This window comes from Paraburkholderia bannensis NBRC 103871 (assembly GCF_000685015.1).
Classification (GTDB): domain Bacteria; phylum Pseudomonadota; class Gammaproteobacteria; order Burkholderiales; family Burkholderiaceae; genus Paraburkholderia; species Paraburkholderia bannensis.
On sequence record NZ_BAYA01000006.1, the window covers coordinates 436,442 to 457,250 of the forward strand.

A 20,809-nucleotide genomic window follows, 5' to 3' on the forward strand; every position below is an offset into this window, starting at 1 on the left:
GCGAGGCGCGATATTAGCACGCCTTCAGCACGGGCGCTGACGTCGGCCGGGACGAAACACCGACGTATCGTCGTAAAACGCAGGATCCTGGTTGGCCGCCCACCAGCCCGGAATGCCGAGCACGGGCAGCGGCGCGAAGCTGCGACCGGAGAGGCTGGCATCGGCGCAAAGCGTGGTGCTCACGGCTTCGTCGAGGTACGCGTTGCGCTCTGCACGTGGCCACGTGAAATACGCTTCAGGCACCTCGACCACCCATGCGTGCGCCGTGCACGCCGCATAGGGCGCGATCAACTTTTCGAGCAACGCGTGGCCGAATACACGCACTTCGCAGGCGGCATCCCACTTTGCGCGGCTTTCGATAAACAACCTGCGCCAGTCGAAGTCGCGCAGAGCCCGCGTCATAGCGGGATCGGCGCTCGCGAACAGCACGGCGTTTTCGTCGAACAGCGTGAGCGCGTCGCGCACGCCGCCGCGCGTCGGGCCGACGCCCAGCACGTCGATCGCATCGGCCTGGCGCGCGTTGAGCGTCGCCTTGATGCGCGGGAACGCGAACCAGTGCAGCGCATTGAAGAAGTCGTGCAGGTTGTGGCGCGTGGGCACGCCGCCGGTCGCGGCGATGTGCCCTTCGTAGGACGCACCATCGGGCAGGTCGTCCTGCGCGATGAAGTGCAGCGCCTCGCCGCGGCCAGTGCGATTGCCCGTTGCGCGCGCATCGGCGTTCAGCTCTTCCAGATAGCGCGCGTAGCCCGCCAGCGCGGCCTGCTGCCAGCGGCGTCCGCGCGCTTCGTGCTGGGCAAACCACGGATGCGCCCAGTCGATGTCGGCAAAACTGCCTTCAGGAAGACTCCGGCGCGGCAACTTCGGCTGCATCGATGCGCCCGCATCGATCGTCCCCGATGCCGCCGATGCCGCCGCGCCGATGCGGGTTACGTTCAAACCAGCTTCCAGCCGATCGTCTCGCCGCCGCGCAGCGGCACGACGGGGACGCCGCCCGCTTCGATTTCCGCCGGCAGTTGCCAGTCTTCGCGGCGCAGCGTGACCGTTTCGCTCGCGCGCGGCAGACCGTAGAAGTCCGCACCGAAGAAGCTCGCGAAGCCTTCGAGCTTGTCGAGCGCGCCCGCGTTGTCGAACGCTTCGGCGTACAGCTCGAGCGCGTGGAGCGCCGTGTAGCAGCCCGCGCAGCCGCAGGCGTGCTCCTTCAGACCCTTTGCGTGCGGCGCGCTATCGGTGCCGAGGAAGAAGCGCGCGTCGCCCGACGTCGCCGCCTCGACCAGCGCCACGCGATGCGTTTCGCGCTTGAGAACCGGCAGGCAGTAGTAATGCGGACGAATCCCGCCGAGGAAGATCGCGTTGCGGTTGTACAGCAGGTGATGCGCCGTGATGGTCGCGCCCAGCAGGCCCGGAGCGGCGGTGTCGGCGCGGATGTAATCGACGGCATCCTTGGTCGTGATGTGCTCGAACACCACTTTCAGGCCCGGGAAATCGCGGCGCAGCGGCGTCATCACACGGTCGATGAAGACCTTCTCGCGGTCGAACAGGTCGATGTCGGGGCTCGTGACTTCGCCGTGCACGAGCAGCGGCATGCCCACTTCCTGCATCGCTTCGAGCGCCTTCGCGCACTTGCGGATGTCGGTCACGCCCGCGTCCGAGTTCGTGGTCGCGCCTGCCGGATAGAGCTTCACGCCGTGCACGAAGCCGCTGGCCTTGGCGCGGCGGATTTCGTCGGCCTGGGTGTTGTCGGTGAGATACAGCGTCATCAGCGGCTCGAACTTCATGCCCGCGGGCAGCGCCGCGAGGATGCGCTCGCGATACGCGGCGGCCATTTCGGTCGTGGTGACCGGCGGCTTCAGGTTCGGCATGATGATCGCGCGGCCGAACTGGCGCGCGGTGTGCGGCAGAACCGCGGCGAGCATCTCGCCGTCGCGCACGTGCAGGTGCCAGTCGTCGGGGCGGGCGAGCGTAAGAGTCGTGGGGGTGGAAGCGTTCATGGCTAGTCTGATACGTGATGCGCGGTGGGAACGACAACAAGCAGGAACAAGCAGGATCAAGCGGGCACGAGCGGTCGATAAGCGGACGCAGGCCAGAGCGAAGCGTCGCGCGCGCACGACAGCCACCTGCCCGCGAACCCCGGCGCGCGCTTTGCCGGCAACGCATTCGCGCGAGGCGGGAAAGCATCCGACAAATTTCGTATTGGCGCGCCGCAGCCCGATGATATGCTTGGAAAATCATCATTGTACCGGGTCGTGAGGCTGGATTCGGGCCACCTTCGGCCCCTGCACCGGCCACAGCGTCACCCGCGGTTTCCCAGCATCAGACTTGTGCCATGTGCCAACTTCTCGGAATGAACTGCGCCGCGCCGACGGACGTCACGTTCTCCTTCACAGGATTCGCGGCGCGCGGCGGCGCCACCGATCACCACGCCGACGGCTGGGGCATCGCGTTCTTCGAGGACAAGGCCTGCCGCCTCTTCATCGACAACGAAGCCTCGGCCCGCTCGCCCATCGCCGAGATGGTCAAGCGCTATCCGATCAAGTCGCGCAACACCATCGCGCATATCCGCAAGGCCACCCAGGGTAGCTGCTCGCTGGAGAACAGCCATCCGTTCCAGCGCGAGCTGTGGGGCCGCCACTGGATCTTCGCGCACAACGGCGACCTGCAGGACTTCAATCCGGTCATGACGGGCGTGTACCAGCCGGTCGGCACCACCGACAGCGAGCGCGCGTTCTGCCTGCTGCTCCAGGGCCTGCGCAAGGCGTTTCCGGGTTCGCAGCCGCCGCTCGACGAACTGTTCGCCGCGCTCGAATCGCTCACGCGCGAGATCACGCAGTTCGGCGTGTTCAATTTCCTGATGTCGAACGGCCAGGCGCTGTTCGCGCATTGCTCGACCCATCTGCACTATCTGGTGCGCCGCTGGCCGTTCTCGACCGCGCACCTCGTGGACGCCGATGTCTCGATCGACTTCGCGAAATACACCACGCCGGAAGACCGCGTCGCCGTGATCGCCACCGCCCCGCTCACCGACAACGAAGTCTGGACGCGCTTCGCGCCCGGCGACCTGCTGATGTTCCAGCACGGCGAAGTTATCGCGCAGACACGCGTGCCGGTGCCGCAAAAGGTGCTCGACAAGCTCAAGAACCCGACGCTGGACGCGTCCGCCAGCGCACCGCGTATTTCGCCTTGCCCGTCGCTGAACCTGCAACCGGGCGCAGTCGATCCGGAAGCCGTGGCCGCCTTGCAGAGCTGGGGCGAGTAAGCGTCCCGTCCGCCGACGCCGAAAGAGCCGCCGAAAGAGCCGCCCAATAAAAAAGCCGCGCAAGCCCGAAAGGCTGCGCGGCTTTTTCGTTGCGTGCGCCGCGGTTTTCAACCCGCGCGCGCAACGCTATCAGTGCAGGATCTTCGCGAGGAAGTCCTTGGCGCGATCCGACTTCGGATTGGCGAAGAAGTCGTCCTTGCGGTCGTCTTCGACGATGGCGCCCTTGTCCATGAAGATCACGCGGTGCGCGACCTTCTTCGCAAAGCCCATTTCGTGCGTCACGCACATCATGGTCATGCCTTCCTGGGCCAGCTCCACCATCACGTCGAGCACTTCGTTGATCATCTCGGGATCGAGCGCCGAAGTGGGTTCGTCGAACAGCATCGCCACCGGATCCATCGACAGCGCGCGCGCAATCGCCACGCGCTGCTGCTGGCCGCCCGAAAGCTGGCCGGGGAATTTATCGGCATGCGCGCGCAGCCCCACGCGGTCGAGCAGCTTGAGGCCCTTTTGCGTGGCTTCGTCCTTGCTGCGGCCGAGCACCTTGATCTGCGCGAGCGTCAGATTTTCAGTGATCGACAGATGCGGGAACAGCTCGAAATGCTGGAACACCATGCCCACTTTCGCGCGCAGCTTCGAGAGATTGGTGCGCTTGTCGCCCACCGACTGGCCGTTCACGAGGATCTCGCCCTGCTGGAACGGCTCGAGTCCGTTGACGGTCTTGATGAGCGTGGACTTGCCCGAGCCCGACGGCCCGCACACCACCACCACCTCGCCCTTCTTCACTTCCGTCGTGCAGTCGGTCAGCACCTGGAACTGGCCGTACCACTTCGAAACGTTCTTAATTGAAATCATCTTGCGACCTTTTTCTGAAGACCTTTCACAAGGCTCGACGCGATCACGCAGATCACGAAATAGCATGCGCCCGCGAACAGTACCATCTCGACCATCGTTCCGTCACGGTCGCCAATGTTGGTGGCCGTGCGGAAGAAGTCCGCGAGACTGATGACGTAGACGAGCGACGTGTCCTGAAAGAGCACGATGGCCTGCGTGAGCAGCAGCGGCACCATCGCGCGGAACGCCTGCGGCAGCACGACATGGTGCATCGCCTGACCATAACGCATGCCGAGCGCGAACGACGCGTTGACCTGCCCGCGCGGCACCGCCTGAATGCCCGCGCGAATGATCTCCGAATAATACGCGGCCTCGAACAGCGAGAACGCGATCATCGCGGAAGCGAGGCGAATGTCGATGTCGGGCGACAGGCCCAGCAGGTTCTGCAGCACCTGCGGCACGATCAGGAAGAACCACAGCAGAACCATCACCAGCGGGATCGAGCGGAACACCGTGACGTAGCCCTTGGCGAACCATTCGAGCGGCTTCACGCCCGACAGCCGCATGAGCGCGAGCAGCGTGCCCCACAGAATGCCGACAACGATCGCGCACACCGTGATCTTGAAGGTGACGATCGCGCCCGTCCACAGCGTAGGCAGTGCGCCCGGAATACCGCTCCAGTCGAAATGATGCATCACTTGCCTCCGATATAGCCGGGCAACCGGGTCTTCGTCTCGACCCAGCGCATCAGGGTCATGACGACCAGGTTGATCAGCACGTAAGCGAGCGTGACCGCAATGAACGACTCATAGGTTTGCGCCGTGTAGTCGACGAGCTGGCGCGCCTGCGCGGACAGATCGAGCAGGCCGATGGTCGACGCCACCGCCGAGTTCTTGAAGATGTTCAGGAATTCGGACGTGAGCGGCGGCACGATGATGCGGTACGCCACCGGCAGGAGTACGTAGCGATAGGTCTGCCACTGCGTGAAGCCCATCGCGAGACCGGCGGCGCGCTGGCCGCGCGGCAGCGCGTTGATGCCCGAGCGCACCTGCTCGCACACGCGCGCGGCCGTGAAGAGGCCCAGACAGATCACCGACGCCGAGAAGAACTGGATGCCCGGCGGCAACTGCTTGAAGGCGTTGCCGAGAGGAGCCGGCACGAGTTCGGGCAGCACGAAATACCAGATGAAGAACTGCGCGATGAGCGGGATGTTGCGGAAGATCGCCACGTAGACCGTGCCGACGCCCGCGAGGAAACGGTTCGGCACCGTGCGCAGCACGCCGAAGAACGAGCCGACGATGAGCGCGATGACCCACGCGCACAGCGACACCGACACCGTCACCCAGAGGCCCGAAATGAGCCAGCCGAGATACGTAGTGGGTTCGCCCGTCGAGACCGGGCTGAGCAGAATGCCCCAGTTCCAGTGATAGGACATGAAGAGACTCCAACAAAAAGAACGGAAGAAGCGTGGCTTCTTCCGTTCTGTTTTATACGCTGACCAGGTTCTTGACCGGAATCAGTCGATTGCCTTGTCGTTCGGGCTCTTGTAGAGCGCCTTCATGTCTTCGCTTTCCGGGAAGTTCAGGTTGAGACCCTTCGGCGGAATCGGCGATTCGAACCACTTCTTGTAGATCGCGTCGGCTTCGCCCGAAGTCTCGACCTTGGCGATCGCGTCGTCGGCGACCTTCTTGAACTCGGGGTCGTTCTTGCGCAGCATGCAGCCGTACGCTTCACGCGACTGCGCCGTGCCGACGATCACGAAATCACCCGGGTTGTTCGACTTGGCGCGCTCGCCTGCGAGCAGTGCGTCGTCCATCATGAATGCCACCGCACGGCCCGTGGAGAGCGTCATGAACGACTCGCCATGATCCTTCGCGCTGATGATGTTCATGCCCAGGTTCTTGTCCTGGTTCATCTTGCGCAGCAGGCGCTCCGACGTCGTGCCAGCCGTCGTCACGACGGTCTTGCCCTTGAGGTCGGCGAAATCCTTGATGCCCGAATCCTTCTTCGTCATCAGGCGCGTGCCGATCACGAAAATCGTGTTCGTGAACGCAGCTTGCTGCTGACGCTCGGCGTTGTTGGTCGTCGAGCCGCATTCAATGTCGATCGTGCCGTTCTGCACGAGCGGAATGCGGTTCTGCGACGTGATCGGCACCATCTTGACCTTCAGGTTCGGCATGTTCAGCTTCTGCTTCACTGCCTCGACGATCTTGAGCGCGAAGTCCTGCGAATAGCCGATCACGTTCTGCTTGTCGTCATAGTACGAAAACGGAATCGACGATTCGCGGTGACCCAGCGAGATGACGCCTGTGTCCTTGATTTTTTTGAGCGTCCCCGAGTCCTGCGCATGTGCACCGACGGCGACCAAACCGAGGGTGGCGAGAACGAGCGCGGCCTTTTTGAATTTCATCTGTGATCTCCTTCTTGGCATGGATCGGGGGCAGTGTAGCAAAGTAATTTTATTGAAAGAATAAAGGCGATCCCTGGCGTTGCAAGCGCGCACAAACCCTTGCAGATCAGGCTTGCGCGCTGCATGAATGCCTTCCCCGCGCCGCTTTTTTTCACATGTTTTTCATAGTCCAAATGCAAAAACGGGCGGCCCCTTGTGGGAGCCGCCCGTCAGCCGCCGGAGATAGCCGGCAGCGCAATTTTTACCGCTTCGAATCGAAAGCTTTCCGATGCAGCAGACCGCTATCGATCAGGGGTACAGACCGCGCATTTCGCGCGCCATCAGGATGCGCTTGCACGCCACGATGAACGCCGCCGTACGCATCGACACGCCCTGCTCGCTCGACACTTGCCAGACTGCCGTGAACGCTTCGCGCATCACGCGCTCGAGACGCTCGTTGATCTCGCCTTCAGTCCAGAAGAAGCTCGAGAAGTCCTGCACCCACTCGAAGTACGAAACAGTCACGCCACCCGCGTTCGCCACGACGTCCGGAATCACGAGGATGCCCTTGTCGTGCAGGATGTCGTCGGCTGCCGTCGTGGTCGGGCCGTTTGCGCCTTCGACGATGATCTTCGTGCGGATCTTGCCGGCGTTCTTTTCCGTGATCTGGTTTTCCAGCGCAGCCGGAATCAGGATGTCGGTTTCGATCGTCCAGAATTCGTCGTTGCTCAGCATGTCGGCGCCGGCGAAGCCTGCCACGCCGCCCGTCTTCGCAACGTGCTCAAGCAGTGCGTCAGCGTCGATACCGGTCGACTTGTAGAGCGAACCCGTGTGATCCTGCACCGCGACGAGCTTCGAGCCCGCTTCCTGGAACAGACGCGCAGCGATGCCGCCGACGTTACCGAAGCCCTGCACGGCGATGCGTGCGCCTTCGATCGACAGGCCCTTGCGGCGCGCGGCTTCGCAACCGACGACGAACACGCCGCGGCCCGTTGCTTCGCGACGGCCGAGCGAGCCGCCCAGCGAGATCGGCTTGCCGGTCACGACGCCGGTCGACGTCTGGCCCTGGTTCATGGAGTACGTGTCCATCATCCACGCCATGATCTGCTCGTTCGTGTTGACGTCCGGCGCAGGAATGTCGGTGTTCGGCCCGATGATGATGCCGATTTCGCTGGTGTAGCGGCGCGTCAGGCGCTCAAGCTCACCACGCGAGAGCGTACGCGGATCGACGCGAATACCGCCCTTCGCACCGCCGTACGGCACGTTCACCGCCGCGTTCTTCACCGACATCCATGCGGACAGCGCCATCACTTCGGACAACGTAACGTCCTGGTGGTAACGCACGCCGCCCTTGCCGGGGCCGCGCGACACGTTGTGCTGCACGCGATAGCCTTCGAAGTGAGCCACGGTGCCGTTATCGAGTTCGATCGGGCAATCGACGATCAGGATGCGCTTCGGACGCTTGAGCGTTTCGAGCCAGCGCGACAGCGAGCCGAGGTACGGCGCGACGCGATCCACCTGACGGAGATAGTTGCCCCACGGGCCGAGCGCGTCGGCGTGAAGGTAGGAAGGAACCGAAGACACAGCAGACTGCGATTGGGAAGACATGAACGCTCCAAGCGATCGAACAAGTGGTGCCATTGTCAGAAAAGCCCTTCACGAGCGCCAATGCCGTTTGCTCATCACGTTATGCTTTTCGTGCATAACGTTGGAAAAATCGAAAGAAGATGTCGCGTATGTCCAGCAGTGGCGGGCGTTTGCGGGCATGCCGATGGCGCGTCAACTTGACGCAACGATTGTTACGGGCCGCGCAAAACAGCAATGCGAAAGCGGGCACGGTGGCTTGCGCTACCGTGCCCGCTTTCGCATCGATCCTGATTCAGGCGAGGCGTTTGTTGCCCACCGCCAGCCGTCAGCCGCGCGCGATTTCCTCGCTCACCGCGTCCCAGAGCGCGCGCACGAGCGCTTCGCGGGCGTCGTCGCCTTGCGCGGCGAGTTTGTCGCGATAGAGCCGGATTTCCATATCGAGCGTGAATTGCCCCTCGGGCGCGCCGCGCGTGCCGCGGTCGAGACGGATCAGCTTGCCCTGCGCGACCGCGTCTTCCACGGCGCTATGCGGCAAGAACGCGATGCCGTGGCCGGCCTGCGTCATCGCCTTGAGGCCTTCGGCCATGTCGGTTTCATAGACGCGATCCAGATAGAGCCGCGTCGGTGCGTTGGCGACGATCACCTCGGTCATGCGGCCGAGGTAGGCGTTGGGCGTGTAGGAGAGATACGGCGTGGGCGCGTCGGGCGTGCCCGGCAGCGTATAGCGTGCGCGGCCCGCGCGCTGCGGCGCCGAGTACGGACTGATCGATTCGATGCCGAGCGTGAGCGTGTCGTAGCGCGCCGGATCGAGCGTCACCGGATGGCTCGGATGGTGATAGCCCATCACCAGGTCGCAACCGCCCTCCACCAGCGAGAGCACGGCATCGTGCACGTTGAGCGCGCGCAGCCGCGTATGGATGCGGCCGAGCTTCGCTTCGATACGCTGGAGCCAGCGCGGAAAGTACGTCAGCGAGAGCGTGTGCGGCACCGCGAACTCGATGGTCGCAGCGGGCGTAGCCGTGTGGCCGCGCAGCACCGTACGCGCTTCATGGAACTGCGAAAGCATCGCGAGCGCCTGCTCGTAGAACACCTGGCCCGCCGACGTCAGCCGCGTGGGATAAACCGAACGGTCGATCAGTTCGGTGCCGAGCCACGCTTCGAGCGCCTGGATGCGGCGCGAGAACGCCGGCTGGGTCACGTGGCGCAGCTCGGCTGAGCGGCTGAAACTATGCGTTTCCGCGAGCGAAACGAAGTCTTCGAGCCATTTGAGTTCCATGCGGGAGCGGCCATCGGATGAGAAGTCCGCATTCTAGGCCCGCGCGCGCAAAGTCGTGGGGGATTTCTGACAGATCGTGCCCGCTTAGCGGACGGTATCGCTCAGCGCCTGTTGCAAGGCCACCACGACGCCGCTCCAGTCGCCCAGCGTGGTTTGCCGGAACACGCGCGCCGACGGATACCAGACCGAATCCGCGCGGCCCATGCCCCAGCGCCAGTCGGGCTGCGCCGCCAGCAGCACCCAGACCGGCTTGCCCAGCGCGCCCGCGAGATGCGCCACCGAGGTATCGACGGTAATCACCAGATCGAGGTTCTCGATCAACGCAGCCGTGGCGGCGAAGTCGTGCAGATCGTCGCCGATCGCGTGCAGCGGCCAGCGGCCCGCGACATCGGCAAGCTGGGTCGCGCCCGGGCCTTTCTGGATCGCGAACCACGCGCTGCCGTCGAGTGCGGCGAGCGGCAGCAAGGCCGTGACCGGCACCGAGCGGAAGGCGTCGAAGTGGTGGCGCGGATTGCCCGCCCAGACGAGCCCGATGCGCCGCCGCCCGCCTGGCGAGAGCGCCGCGACGCGCTTACGCCAGGCCGCTGCTTGTGCGGTATCGGCGTGCATGTAAGGCGTGGCGGCGTAGATCGGCTGCCCCGGAAACTTCAGCGGCAAGCTCATGACGTCGCACCAGTACTCATAATTGGCGGCGATCGCTTCGTCGCTGGGCGCGGCGTCGAGCACACGTGCCACGCCCGGCACCGTCGCGACTAGCGAGGCCAGTTCCGGTGCGACCCACGCATCGACATGCGCTCCCATCGCCGCCATCAAGCCCGCGTAACGCACGAACTGGATCTGGTCGCCCACGCCCTGCTCGCGCGCGATCAGGACGCGCTTGCCCGCGAGCGGCTCGCCCTGCCATTCGGCGCACGGCAGCTTGCGGTAGTTGGCCCTGGCGGTCGAGGTCAGCTTGCGGTTTTCGAACAGCGGCCAGCCTTCGGCATATTCGTCACGCCGCAACAGCAGCATGCCGAGCTGGAATTGCGATTCCGGCAGGCCGGGACTGAGTTCGAGCGCACGCCGGTAGTGGACTTCCGCGTCCTCATAGCGCGCGAGCGCCGTGTACGCAAAGGCAAGATTGTTCACGGCGCCCGCCGCGTCCGGCTTGAGCATGGCCGCGCGTTGATAGAGCGGTATCGCCTCTTCGTAGCGGTGCATCGCGTCGTAGACGTAGCCCAGTTCAAAGTGCGCCGCTGCGTTGTCCGGCTCGCGCGCGACAACGATTTCGAAGCAGGACGCCGCTTCGCTGTTCTCTTTCGCGGATCGCAGCAGTCGGCCAAGGTGCATGAGTGTCGGTGTGTCGTTCGCGCCGAGCGCGCGCGCTTCGCGAAACTGCGCGATGGCCTCGTCAGCGCGGCCGGCCTGTTCCAGCGCACGCCCCAGATTGAAGGCGAAATGCGCCGATTGCGGCTCAAGCGTCCGGGCGCGGCGATAGTGCGGCTCGGCGTGCGCCGTCTCGCCTAGCTCCATCAGCGCGTTGCCGAGGTTGTTGTGCGCGTTGGCGAAATCGGGCCATTGCTCGATCGCCTTGCGCTGGAACACCACGGCGCCGGACTGATCGTTCAGGCGCGCCGCCGCGACGCCACGGTTGCTCAGGCAGTGAGCATCGTCGGGCGCGAGCGCGAGCGAGCGATCCATCAGCGCGGCGGCTTCGGCGACGTCGTCGCGGCTCATGGCCAGCACGCCCAGGTAGTGCAGCGCCGCCGCGCAATCGGGATCGCTCACCAGTGCGCGCTCGTAGAGCACCCGCGCGGCGTCGGGCCGTCCTGCGCGATGCTCGGCCAAGCCGGCCTCGACGAGCAGGGTGGAAGCGGAAGCGGTGGAGGAAGCGGAATCGTGATTCATGCGGATCGCCAGGCGGGAAGCAGCCGATGCTGCCGACCCTTCAACGGTATCGCCGCACTTCCGCAAGGTCTGTCAGAGGAGTCCGAAAACCGCGCCAGCCACCTCCGACGCGAACCTCAGCGGCCCGCCCGCATTGCCGCCCGGCCGCTGTCGGCGTGGTGATAAAATAGTGGGCTCCCCCCGGTTCCTTTCTGATCGTAACGCCACACGTTACGTCCCCATCATGTCCGACACTCGTCCCGATACCCTCTTCGCGCTCAACGCGCTCTCCCCGCTCGACGGCCGCTACGCGTCGAAAACCGAAGCCCTGCGCGACTGGCTCTCGGAAGCCGCCTTCATGCGCAACCGCGTGACCGTCGAAATCCACTGGCTGATCGCGCTGTCGCAAGCCGGCTTCGCGGAAGTGCCGCGCTTCTCGGAAGCGTCGGAGCAGTTCCTGCTCAAGCTCGCCGAAAACTTCACGGCGCACGACGCCGCGCGCATCAAGGACATCGAGCGCGTGACGAACCATGACGTGAAGGCCGTCGAATACTGGCTCAAGGAATCGGTGAAGGGCCAGCCGGAACTGGAGCGCGCAAGCGAGTTCATCCACTTCGCCTGCACGTCGGAAGACATCAACAACACGTCGCACGGCCTGATGCTCGCCGGTGCGCGCGAACACGTGATCCTGCCGGCGCTGCGTTCGGTGTACGAGCGCCTCGTGAAGCTTGCGCACGCGCAGGCCGACCAGCCGATGCTCTCGCGCACGCACGGCCAGCCCGCCAGCCCGACCACGCTCGGCAAGGAAATCGCCAACGTCGCGGCACGTCTCGCGCGCGCGATCACGCGTATCGAGAAGGTCGAACTGCTCGGCAAGATGAACGGTGCGGTCGGCAACTTCAACGCGCATCTGTCGGCGTATCCGGAATTCGACTGGGAAGCGTTCTCGAAGGAGGTCGTCGAACAGCGTCTGAAGCTGGTGTTCAACCCGTACACCATCCAGATCGAGCCGCACGACTACATGGCCGAACTGTTCGACGCCGTCGCGCGTGCGAACACGATCCTGCTCGACCTCGACCGCGACGTGTGGGGCTACATCTCGCTCGGCTACTTCAAGCAGAAGCTGAAGGCCGGCGAAATCGGTTCGTCGACGATGCCGCACAAGGTCAACCCGATCGACTTCGAAAACTCGGAAGGCAACCTCGGCCTCGCCAACGCGACGCTGCGCCACCTCGCCGACAAGCTGCCGGTGTCGCGCTGGCAGCGCGACCTGACCGACTCGACGGTGCTGCGTAACATCGGCGTCGCGTTCGGCTACTCGCTGCTGTCGTACGACGCGCTGATCCGCGGCCTGGACAAGCTCGAAGTGAACCCGCAGCGCCTGAACGAAGACCTCGACGCCACGTGGGAAGTGCTGGCCGAGCCGGTGCAGACCGTCATGCGCCGTTACGGCATCGAGAACCCGTACGAGCAGCTCAAGGAACTCACGCGCGGCAAGGGCATCACGCGCGAAGCGCTGCAGACGTTCGTCGCGGGCCTCGCGATTCCTGAAGACGCGAAGCAGCGCCTGATGGACATGACGCCCGCGTCGTATATCGGCAAGGCTGCGGAACTGGCCAAGCGCATCGCGTAAGCGGTTTCGGCGCGTTGCGAGACGCGCTGCAACACACGCTGTAAAACAAAAAGCCCCGGTACGAAACCGGGGCTTTTTTTCGTCTGCGGGCAACGCGGCGATCAGCCCACGCGGCGCGCTTCCAGTTGCTTGAGCACGTCATCGACGATCTGCTCGGGCGTGAGTTCGATGCTGACGATGATGGCTTCGTCGGCACCGGGCACTTCGAGCGTGTCGAGCTGGCTTTGCAGCAGCGACGGATCGAAGAAGTGGCCCGTGCGCGTCGCGAGACGCTCGTGCAGCACCTCGAACGAACCCTGCAGGTAGACGAAGCACACGTCATGGTCGCCGCCGCGCAGGATGTCGCGGTACGAGCGCTTGAGCGACGAGCACGTAAACACCGCCGTCTCGTGCGCGCGCTGCTTTTCCTCGATCGCCGCGCGAATCGTGCGCAGCCAGGGCCAGCGGTCGTCGTCGGTCAGCGGAATGCCGTCGTGCATCTTCTTCTTGTTGGCTTCGCTGTGGAACGCGTCGCCGTCGGTGAAGGTGCACTTGAGGCGCTCGGCCAGCATCTCGCCGATGCGCGTCTTGCCGGCGCCCGACACGCCCATTGCAATCAGAATCATGTACAGCTCCTTCAACCGGCGGCGCGCAGCGTAAGCGCTGGGCCGCCTAAAACAAATAACGCAAAATGACCCGTTACACCACTGCCGAGAGCGCGAACGTCAGTCCGAGGCCCAGCAGCGAAATGATGGTCTCCAGCAACGACCAGGTCTTGAACGTCTGACCCACGGTCATGCCGAAATATTCCTTGATCAGCCAGAATCCGCCGTCGTTGACGTGCGAGAAGATCAGCGAGCCCGAGCCCGTGGCCAGCACGAGCAGTTCCGGCTGCACCGTCACGCCTGCCGCCTGGGCGATCGGCGCGACGATGCCGCAGGCCGTCGTCATCGCCACCGTGGCCGAACCCGTCGCGAGACGGATCAGCGCGGCCACCAGCCAGCCGAGCAGCAGCGGGGACAGATGCGCCGTCTGCGCCAGCTCGACAATCTGCTTCGACACGCCGCTGTCCATCAGCACGCGGCCAAAACCACCGCCCGCACCGACAATCAGCGTGATCCCAGCGATCGGCGCGAGACAGTCGCCGCAGAACTTCTGGATCTGCTCGCGGTTGAAGCCACGCGCAGCGCCGAAGGTCCAGAAGCTTACCAGCACCGCGATCAGCAGCGCGACATCGGAGGTGCCGATGAAGTGCAACAGGCTGTTCGGCAGGGTCTTCGGCGTGAAGACGAGGTCGGCCCACGAGCCCACCAGCATCAGGATCACCGGCAGCAGGATCGTGAAGAGCGTGATGCCGAAGCTCGGCAGCTCGCTATCGGGCTTCGGCTCGGCCTTGCTCACGAACTGCGCGGACAGCGGATTGTTCTCCGGCAGCTTGATGTGGCGGTGAATCAGGAGCGCGAACAGCGGGCCGGCGACGATCGCCGTCGGAATGCCGACGATCAGGCCATAGGCAATGGTGCGGCCGATATCGGCGTGATACGCCTGCACCGCGAGCAGCGCGGCCGGGTGCGGCGGAATCAGGCCGTGCACGACCGACAGACCCGCGACCATCGGCAGGCCGATCAGCAGCAGCGACTTGCCAGTACGCTTGGCGACGTTGAACGCAATCGGAATCAGCAGCACGAAACCGACTTCGAAGAACACCGGCAAGCCGACGATCACGGCGACACACATCATCGCCCAGTGAATGTTCTTCTCGCCGAACCAGCGTATCAGCGTGGTGGCGATGCGCTCGGCGCCGCCGGACTCGGCCATCATCTTGCCGAGCATCGTGCCCAGACCCACCACGATCGCGATGTGGCCGAGCGTGTTGCCGTTGCCGGTCTCGAACGACTTGACGATCTGGTCCATCGGCATGCCGACGGCCAGGCCGAGCAGCAGCGAAACGATGATCAGGACGAGAAACGGAAAAACCTTCAAACGCGTGATCATGAAGATCAACGCAGCAATCGCGACGAGCGCGTAAATCAGCAGCGAACTGCCGTGGGCCACTCCCATGAGGCTCCTCTCCAGGTAGTTTTGTTCATTCCCTTCCGCGGCCGCGCAGCGACACTGGATGTGCTCCTGGCAGGTCCAGGCGGAAAGGGTCGGCCGTCGCCGGGCCGAGATTGTAGTGGTTATAACGGCTTTCGCGGTTGTCTGCTCGAAAGACGAGCGAGCCGCGCAGGCCTCACGCCCAGTGGGCGCGGCCTGCGCGGCTCGTAGTGCGTATCGGCCCTAAAAGCGCTATGTGAAGCGTCGAATCCGGGGCGCGAACGATTCGCGGATCAAGGCACCGGACGCGACAGCTCGCTCGCGGCGCGTGCCAGGCGCGTCACTTCGGCCCAGTCCTGGTTGGCGAGCGCCGCCTTCGGCGTGAGCCACGAACCGCCCACGCAGACCACGTTCGGCAGCGCGAGGAAGTTCGGCGCGGTTTCGGCGCTGATGCCGCCCGTCGGGCAGAACTTGAGCGTCGGGAACGGGCCGTGGAACGCCTGCAGCATGTTCAGGCCGCCAGCCGGCACCGCCGGGAAGAACTTGACGATCTCGTAACCGAGTTCCATCGCGACGATGATGTCGGTCGGCGTCATCACGCCCGGCAGCAGCGGCAGGCCCGCGTCGAGCGAAGCCTGATGGATCTCGCGCGTGAGGCCCGGCGACACGCCGAACGTCGCGCCAGCCTTCTTCGCCAGTGCGCAGTGCTCGGGCTTCGTGATCGTGCCCACGCCGACAGCGATATCCGGCGCGATCTGTGCCGCGCGCTCGATCGCTTCAAGACCGGCCTTCGTGCGCAGCGTGATTTCCAGCACCTTGACGCCGCCCGCGTGCAGCGCGCGCGAAACGTGCTCGCCCTGCTCGGGCGTGTCGAATGCCAGCACCGGGATCACCGGGCCGAGTCGGACGATGTCGGCTACCGTGTTTGTTGCCATGTTCAGGCTCCTTGATGATGAATTCAGTTCGTCGCGTGGGCGGCGGGAGTAACGGTCGCGGCGGCCGAGGCGGCCGGAATCGACGCGGCGTGAGCCGGCGTCTCGCCGACCAGCGGGCCGAACACCGTCGCGCCCAGCTCCGCGGGCGCGGCGGCGGCGCGGAACACGCCGAACAGCTCGCGGCCGAAGCCCACTTCGTTGCTTTCCTGATGCGTGGGCAGCGCAACCGGGCGCGCATTCCATTCGGCTTCGTCGACTTCGACATCGAGGACGCCAGCAACCGCATCAATCACGACCGTATCGCCGTCGCGCACCTTGCCAATCGGGCCGTGCAGCAGCGTTTCCGGCGACACGTGGATCACCGCGGGCACCTTGCCCGACGCGCCCGACATGCGGCCATCGGTCACGAGCGCCACGTGGAAGCCCTTGTCCTGCAGCACGCCCAGCAGCGGCGTGAGGCGGTGCAGCTCCGGCATGCCGTTGGCGCGCGCGCCCTGGAAGCGCACGACGGCCACGAAATCACGCTCAAGCTCGCCGCGATCAAAAGCTTCCTGCACAGCTTCCTGCGAATCGAACACGATCGCCGGAGCACGCACAGTGCGGTGATTCGGCGCAACTGCCGAGATCTTGATGACGCCACGACCCAGACGCCCTTGCATCAGACGCAGGCCGCCGTCCGGCTGGAACGGCTCGGGCAGCGGGCGCAGCACGGCGGGGTCGGCGCTCTTCTCCACTGCCGGCACCCACGTGAGCTTGCCGTCGAGCAGCTTCGGTTCCTGCGCGTAATGGCGCAGGCCTTCTCCCGCCACGGTCTTGACGTCCTCGTGCAGCAGGCCGCCGTCGAGCAGTTCACGCACGAGGAAGGCGATGCCGCCCGCCGCATGGAAGTGGTTCACGTCGGCCTTGCCGTTCGGATAGACGCGCGCGAGCAGCGGCACCGAGGCCGAGAGTTCGTCGAAATCGTTCCAGTCGATCAGGATGCCGGCCGCACGGGCCATCGCCACGAGGTGCAGCGTGTGATTGGTCGAGCCGCCCGTCGCCATCAGCGCGACGATGCCGTTGATCACGGCCTTTTCGTCGACCACATGGCCAATCGGCGTGTAGTTGCCGCGCTCGACGGTCAGTTCGAGCACGCGGCGCGCGGCGGCAGCGGTGAGCTCGTCGCGCAGCGGCGTGTGGGGATGGATGAACGCCGAGCCCGGCAGGTGCAGGCCCATGACCTCCATCAGCATCTGGTTGCTGTTGGCCGTGCCGTAGAACGTGCACGTGCCGTGGCCGTGATACGCGGCGGCTTCGGATTCGAGCAGCGCGTCGCGGCCGCACTGGCCGGTCGCGAACTGCTGGCGCACCTTGGCCTTGTCGTCGTTCGAGATACCGGTCGTCATCGGGCCGGCGGGCACGAAGATGGTCGGCAGATGGCCGAATTGAAGCGCGCCGATCAGCAGGCCCGGCACGATCTTGTCGCACACGCCGAGGCACAGCGCCGCGTCGAACATATTGTGCGTGAGCGCGACGGCCGTGCTCATCGCGATCACTTCGCGCGAGAACAGCGACAGCTCCATGCCGGCATTGCCCTGGGTGACGCCATCGCACATCGCCGGGACGCCGCCCGCGAACTGCGCGACGCCGCCGCCTTCGCGGGCCGCCTTCTTGATGATTTCGGGGAAATCCTTGTAGGGCGCGTGTGCCGAGAGCATCTCGTTGTAGGACGAGACGATGCCGATGTTCGGTTCGCGAATCGCCTTGATGGCGATTTTGTCGCGCCCTTCGAGACCGGCAAAGCCGTGAGCGAGATTCGCGCACGAGAGCGCGCCGCGGGCCGGGAAACGGTCTTGCGCCGCCACGATGCGTGCGAGATAGGCCTCGCGCGTCGGCTTGCTGCGCTCGATCACGCGCTGCGTGACCTTCATCAACTGCGAATGCGGGGAAACCATCGAATCTCCTTCCTTTTTATCTCGCGGGGACGCTCGGGGACACATCACGCAGTCCGGTCAGCGATGGCGGGATGTTAGTAGAAAAACTACATGCTCGCAATCCCGGTTTTGCCCTGGTGCGCAGTGCTGCAAACACTGAAAAGAACTCGAAAACCCATATCAGGCGGCGACCAGGCAAAACCGCAATTGCTTCTCGCAACTCGTTCTTGTAGTTTTTGTACATGACCAACGATCCGCTATAGTCCACGGATCTTTCAGCATAGTGCGAGTTTCCTGATGCTGCTGTCCCAGGTGAAAGCCATACGCGAACAATTGCGCCCTTCCGAGCGCAAACTCGCCGATTACATCGTCCAGGCCCCGCGAGAACTACTCGACCTGTCGATGACCGAAGTCGCCCAGCGCGCAGGCGTGAGCCAGCCGACGATTGCGCGCTTCTGTCACGCGCTCGGGTTCTCGGGATTTCGTGAATTCAAGATCCGCCTGGCGCAGGCCGTGGCAGGCGATCTGCCGACGGAACTGCCGGCCGTCTACCGCGACGTGAGCCCGGACGAGCCCGTGCCGGGCGTCGCGGCCAAGGTGCTCGACCGCACCATCGGCGCGCTCGTGCAGGTGCGCAACAATCTATCCACCGATGCATTGGGCGCCGCCATCGCACTGCTCGCGAAAGCCGCACGCATCGAGTTCTACGGCGCGGGCGGCTCTGGCATCGCCGCGCAGGATATGCAGCACAAGTTCTTTCGTCTCGGCATGCCGAGCGTGGCTTACTCGGATCCGCACACGTTCTTGATGTCTGCTGCGCTGCTTGGCCCGGGAGACGTCGTCGTCGCCATCTCGAATACTGGCCGCACGCGTGACGTGGTAGACGCCGCACGCACCGCGCTCGATCGCGGCGCAAAAGTGATCGCGATTACGCATGGCACCTCGCCGCTCGCGCGCCTTGCGAGCGTGGGTCTGCACGCCAATGTCGATGAAGACACCGACGTCTTTTCGCCGATGACCTCGCGCACCTCGCACCTCGCAATCGGCGACATCCTGGCCGTCGGCGTGGCGTTACAGCGCGGGCCGGAACTGGCCGAAAAGCTCGCCGACGCGAAGGACATCATCGCCAAGCGGCGGCTCGATCCGAATGGTTGAAGCCTCAGTTGACCCTTGCGTATCGCCGATGCAATAAAAAAGCGGACTCCCGAAAGAGTCCGCTTTGTGTTTCGGCGCTGAGGGCAATAAAGGCAATGAATCTGCCCGACCGAAGCATGATGTGATGGAGGCCTTCCCGGAAGTGGCCGTACTGCGCCACTTCCGGTTTGCCATCAGGCGCTTACCACTGGTACGACATGCCACCGCCGACCGTCGCACCGCCACCCGAGGCGTAACCACCACCCACCTTCACCTTGATGTTCTGGGTGATGCGCGCCGAAGCGCCGAGTGCAACCGCCTGGTAGCCCTGGAAGTTGGCTGTGCCGACACCCACCGCAAGGTTCTTGCCCTGATCGACGTCCGGAATCATCGTCAGTGCCGTTGCCGCAGCAACGCCGCCGTACGCGTTACGCGCCACCGAGTTCACGCTGCCCTGGAGCGCATTCAAGCCGCTCTGGAGCTGACCGACGTTGACTGCATCGGTCGCGTTGACGCCGTTCGCCACGTTGGTGATGCGGCGCTCGTTGCCTTGCGAGCCGACGGACACGGTGTTGTCCTGATCCGCAACCGAGTTGGCACCCAGCGCAACCGAGTTGTTGCCGGTCGCCTTCGCCGTGTCGCCGAGCGCCGTGGAGTTGGCGCCCGAAGCAACCGCACCACCGCCCGCCGCAATCGAGTTGGTACCCGTTGCCGACGCTGCACCGTTCGACGTGTTGGTCGCCAGATACTGGGAACCGCTGACGTTGATATTCTCGATCGCCTGGTTCAGGTTCGAGACCTGCGCGTTGGTCGCGTACAACTGCGAGCCGTTCACCGCATCGAGGCTATCCGCGCTCAAGACGCCATTTGCCACGTTGGTCAGCGTCACCGCCGTCGTGCCGCCCGTACCGCCCAGCGTGATCTTGTCGTGCGCCGACGTGTCGTACTGCACAGCATTGGCCACCGACCCGGCGATCGTGGTCATCGAGTTCTCGATGGTGGTCACGCGGCCGTCGATGTTCGAGATCGCACCACCCACGTTGTTGTAGGTGTTGCCGCCGACGCTGTAAGTCGGCGCCGAAATCGAACCATCGCCGTTGACCGTCGAGCCGCCGCCCAGCGCGCTGGCCGTGCTGGCCGCAATGGTGTAAGCCTGCGCACCGTTCACGGCGTCAGTGCTGGTCGGCGAAATATCGGCCGCAGCAACGTTACCCAGCTTGACCGGCGCATGACCGGAACCACCAAGCGTGATCGAACCCTTCGACGAATCGTCGTAGGCGACAAACGAGTTCGTCACGTTACCCGACGTATCGACAACCGCCCCCATGGCCTGGAGCTGTGCCACGTTCACCGCATCGTTCTGCGCAACGCCGTTTGCAACGTTGTGCAGGGCAACGAGACCCGTGGTGCCCGCTCCGCCGAGCGTGATCGATGACTTCGACGTGTCGTCATAGGCGACGAACGCGTTCAGCACGTTGCCCGAGGTGTCGACATTCAGGCCTGCGGCCTTCAACTGCGCCACGTTGACCGCATCCAGATCCTGCGCACCGGCTCCGACGTTGTGCAGCACCACCGGCGTGGTGGAGCCCACTCCGCCGAACGTCACCGAGCTCTTCGACGTATCGTCGTAGGTCACGAAGGCGTTTGTCGCGTTACCCGAACTGTCGAACGAGCCGCCCATGGCTTCGAGCTGCGCCAGGTTCACTGCGTCGTTGGCCTGTGCAGCATTCGCCACGTTATGCAGTGCGACCAGCTTCGTCGAACCCGAGCCACCAAGCGTGACCGAACTCTTCGACGTGTCGTCATAGGCCACGAACGCATTCGTTACGTTACCCGAGCTGTCGAACGTGCCACCCATCGCTGCGAGCTGAGCCACGTTCACCGCGTCGTTCGCCCCCACGCCATTGGCGACGTTCGTCAGGGCAACGGGCACCGTCCCATTCATACCGCCAAGACGCACCGACGTATGCGAT

Annotated in this window: 17 protein-coding genes; 3 read left to right on the forward strand and 14 right to left on the reverse strand. The window is 64.5% G+C overall.

What is annotated here, in order from left to right; translation table 11 throughout:
* Positions 1-24: 24 nt before the first annotated feature.
* Positions 25-936, reverse strand: a complete 912-nt coding sequence (locus BBA01S_RS41095) for a DUF3025 domain-containing protein (protein WP_407668307.1) — start codon at positions 934-936, stop codon at positions 25-27.
* Positions 933-1,988: a dihydroorotase gene (pyrC, locus tag BBA01S_RS13235; protein ID WP_027816871.1), complete on the reverse strand. Its 1,056-nt coding sequence runs from the start codon at positions 1,986-1,988 to the stop codon at positions 933-935. Before pyrC ends, BBA01S_RS41095 begins: the two co-directional genes overlap by 4 nt.
* 335 nt (positions 1,989-2,323) lie before the next feature.
* Between pyrC and BBA01S_RS13240 the strand changes: the two genes are divergently transcribed.
* The gene (locus BBA01S_RS13240) at positions 2,324-3,253 is read left to right on the forward strand and encodes a class II glutamine amidotransferase (protein WP_084162108.1); all 930 of its coding nucleotides are present in this window, start codon (positions 2,324-2,326) and stop codon (positions 3,251-3,253) included.
* A gap of 129 nt (positions 3,254-3,382) precedes the next feature.
* Here BBA01S_RS13240 and BBA01S_RS13245 read toward each other — a convergent pair whose 3' ends face one another.
* The 7 genes from BBA01S_RS13245 to BBA01S_RS41100 all read right to left on the reverse strand — a co-directional run bounded on the left by BBA01S_RS13245 (position 3,383) and on the right by BBA01S_RS41100 (position 11,226).
* On the reverse strand, positions 3,383-4,108 hold the full coding sequence (locus BBA01S_RS13245; RefSeq protein WP_027816873.1) for an amino acid ABC transporter ATP-binding protein: 726 nt from the start codon (positions 4,106-4,108) through the stop codon (positions 3,383-3,385).
* Entirely contained in the window at positions 4,105-4,782 is a 678-nt protein-coding gene (gene gltK / locus BBA01S_RS13250; protein WP_027816874.1) for a glutamate/aspartate ABC transporter permease GltK, read from the reverse strand. Before gltK ends, BBA01S_RS13245 begins: the two co-directional genes overlap by 4 nt.
* Complete coding sequence (locus tag BBA01S_RS13255; RefSeq protein WP_027816875.1) at positions 4,782-5,522, reverse strand: amino acid ABC transporter permease; 741 nt, start codon at positions 5,520-5,522, stop codon at positions 4,782-4,784. Before BBA01S_RS13255 ends, gltK begins: the two co-directional genes overlap by 1 nt.
* Before the next feature lie 81 nt (positions 5,523-5,603).
* A complete protein-coding gene (locus BBA01S_RS13260) occupies positions 5,604-6,497 on the reverse strand; it encodes a glutamate/aspartate ABC transporter substrate-binding protein (protein WP_027816876.1) in 894 nt (297 codons plus the stop codon).
* A gap of 288 nt (positions 6,498-6,785) precedes the next feature.
* On the reverse strand, positions 6,786-8,084 hold the full coding sequence (locus BBA01S_RS13265; protein ID WP_027816877.1) for a Glu/Leu/Phe/Val family dehydrogenase: 1,299 nt from the start codon (positions 8,082-8,084) through the stop codon (positions 6,786-6,788).
* A 304-nt stretch (positions 8,085-8,388) separates the two neighbouring features.
* The gene (locus BBA01S_RS13270) at positions 8,389-9,339 is read right to left on the reverse strand and encodes a LysR family transcriptional regulator (RefSeq protein ID WP_027816878.1); all 951 of its coding nucleotides are present in this window, start codon (positions 9,337-9,339) and stop codon (positions 8,389-8,391) included.
* Between the two features lie 84 nt (positions 9,340-9,423).
* The gene (locus tag BBA01S_RS41100) at positions 9,424-11,226 is read right to left on the reverse strand and encodes a tetratricopeptide repeat protein (RefSeq protein WP_042296950.1); all 1,803 of its coding nucleotides are present in this window, start codon (positions 11,224-11,226) and stop codon (positions 9,424-9,426) included.
* 223 nt (positions 11,227-11,449) lie between these two features.
* On the opposite strand from BBA01S_RS41100, the gene purB reads away from it, so the two are divergent.
* A complete protein-coding gene (purB, locus tag BBA01S_RS13280; protein WP_027816879.1) occupies positions 11,450-12,838 on the forward strand; it encodes an adenylosuccinate lyase in 1,389 nt (462 codons plus the stop codon).
* A gap of 101 nt (positions 12,839-12,939) precedes the next feature.
* Here purB and BBA01S_RS13285 read toward each other — a convergent pair whose 3' ends face one another.
* The 4 genes from BBA01S_RS13285 to edd all read right to left on the reverse strand — a co-directional run bounded on the left by BBA01S_RS13285 (position 12,940) and on the right by edd (position 17,723).
* A complete protein-coding gene (locus BBA01S_RS13285; protein WP_027816880.1) occupies positions 12,940-13,443 on the reverse strand; it encodes a gluconokinase in 504 nt (167 codons plus the stop codon).
* A 73-nt stretch (positions 13,444-13,516) separates the two neighbouring features.
* Entirely contained in the window at positions 13,517-14,878 is a 1,362-nt protein-coding gene (locus BBA01S_RS13290) for a GntP family permease (protein ID WP_027816881.1), read from the reverse strand.
* A gap of 269 nt (positions 14,879-15,147) precedes the next feature.
* Positions 15,148-15,789, reverse strand: coding sequence for a bifunctional 4-hydroxy-2-oxoglutarate aldolase/2-dehydro-3-deoxy-phosphogluconate aldolase (gene eda / locus BBA01S_RS13295; protein ID WP_027816882.1), 642 nt, complete (start codon positions 15,787-15,789; stop codon positions 15,148-15,150).
* 23 nt (positions 15,790-15,812) lie between these two features.
* Entirely contained in the window at positions 15,813-17,723 is a 1,911-nt protein-coding gene (gene edd / locus BBA01S_RS13300) for a phosphogluconate dehydratase (protein ID WP_027816883.1), read from the reverse strand.
* A gap of 276 nt (positions 17,724-17,999) precedes the next feature.
* Here edd and BBA01S_RS13305 point away from each other — a divergent pair, with 276 nt between their 5' ends.
* Positions 18,000-18,857, forward strand: coding sequence for a MurR/RpiR family transcriptional regulator (locus BBA01S_RS13305; protein ID WP_027816884.1), 858 nt, complete (start codon positions 18,000-18,002; stop codon positions 18,855-18,857).
* A gap of 181 nt (positions 18,858-19,038) precedes the next feature.
* On the opposite strand, the gene BBA01S_RS13310 is transcribed toward BBA01S_RS13305, so the two are convergent.
* On the reverse strand, positions 19,039-20,809 hold a 1,771-nt coding region (locus tag BBA01S_RS13310; protein WP_027816885.1), incomplete at its 5' end, for a YadA family autotransporter adhesin.

Bases quoted from the DNA above. Each gene is read 5' to 3' on its own strand.
- BBA01S_RS13265 (WP_027816877.1), bottom strand. From the start codon at position 8,084: ATGTCTTCCCAATCGCAGTCTGCTGTGTCTTCGGTTCCTTCCTACCTT.
- edd (WP_027816883.1), bottom strand. From the start codon at position 17,723: ATGGTTTCCCCGCATTCGCAGTTGATGAAGGTCACGCAGCGCGTGATC.
- BBA01S_RS13305 (WP_027816884.1), top strand. From the start codon at position 18,000: ATGCTGCTGTCCCAGGTGAAAGCCATACGCGAACAATTGCGCCCTTCC.
- BBA01S_RS13285 (WP_027816880.1), bottom strand. From the start codon at position 13,443: ATGATTCTGATTGCAATGGGCGTGTCGGGCGCCGGCAAGACGCGCATC.
- BBA01S_RS13290 (WP_027816881.1), bottom strand. From the start codon at position 14,878: ATGGGAGTGGCCCACGGCAGTTCGCTGCTGATTTACGCGCTCGTCGCG.
- purB (WP_027816879.1), top strand. From the start codon at position 11,450: ATGTCCGACACTCGTCCCGATACCCTCTTCGCGCTCAACGCGCTCTCC.
- BBA01S_RS13245 (WP_027816873.1), bottom strand. From the start codon at position 4,108: ATGATTTCAATTAAGAACGTTTCGAAGTGGTACGGCCAGTTCCAGGTG.
- pyrC (WP_027816871.1), bottom strand. From the start codon at position 1,988: ATGAACGCTTCCACCCCCACGACTCTTACGCTCGCCCGCCCCGACGAC.
- eda (WP_027816882.1), bottom strand. From the start codon at position 15,789: ATGGCAACAAACACGGTAGCCGACATCGTCCGACTCGGCCCGGTGATC.
- gltK (WP_027816874.1), bottom strand. From the start codon at position 4,782: ATGCATCATTTCGACTGGAGCGGTATTCCGGGCGCACTGCCTACGCTG.
- BBA01S_RS13255 (WP_027816875.1), bottom strand. From the start codon at position 5,522: ATGTCCTATCACTGGAACTGGGGCATTCTGCTCAGCCCGGTCTCGACG.
- BBA01S_RS41100 (WP_042296950.1), bottom strand. From the start codon at position 11,226: ATGAATCACGATTCCGCTTCCTCCACCGCTTCCGCTTCCACCCTGCTC.
- BBA01S_RS13260 (WP_027816876.1), bottom strand. From the start codon at position 6,497: ATGAAATTCAAAAAGGCCGCGCTCGTTCTCGCCACCCTCGGTTTGGTC.
- BBA01S_RS13240 (WP_084162108.1), top strand. From the start codon at position 2,324: ATGTGCCAACTTCTCGGAATGAACTGCGCCGCGCCGACGGACGTCACG.
- BBA01S_RS13270 (WP_027816878.1), bottom strand. From the start codon at position 9,339: ATGGAACTCAAATGGCTCGAAGACTTCGTTTCGCTCGCGGAAACGCAT.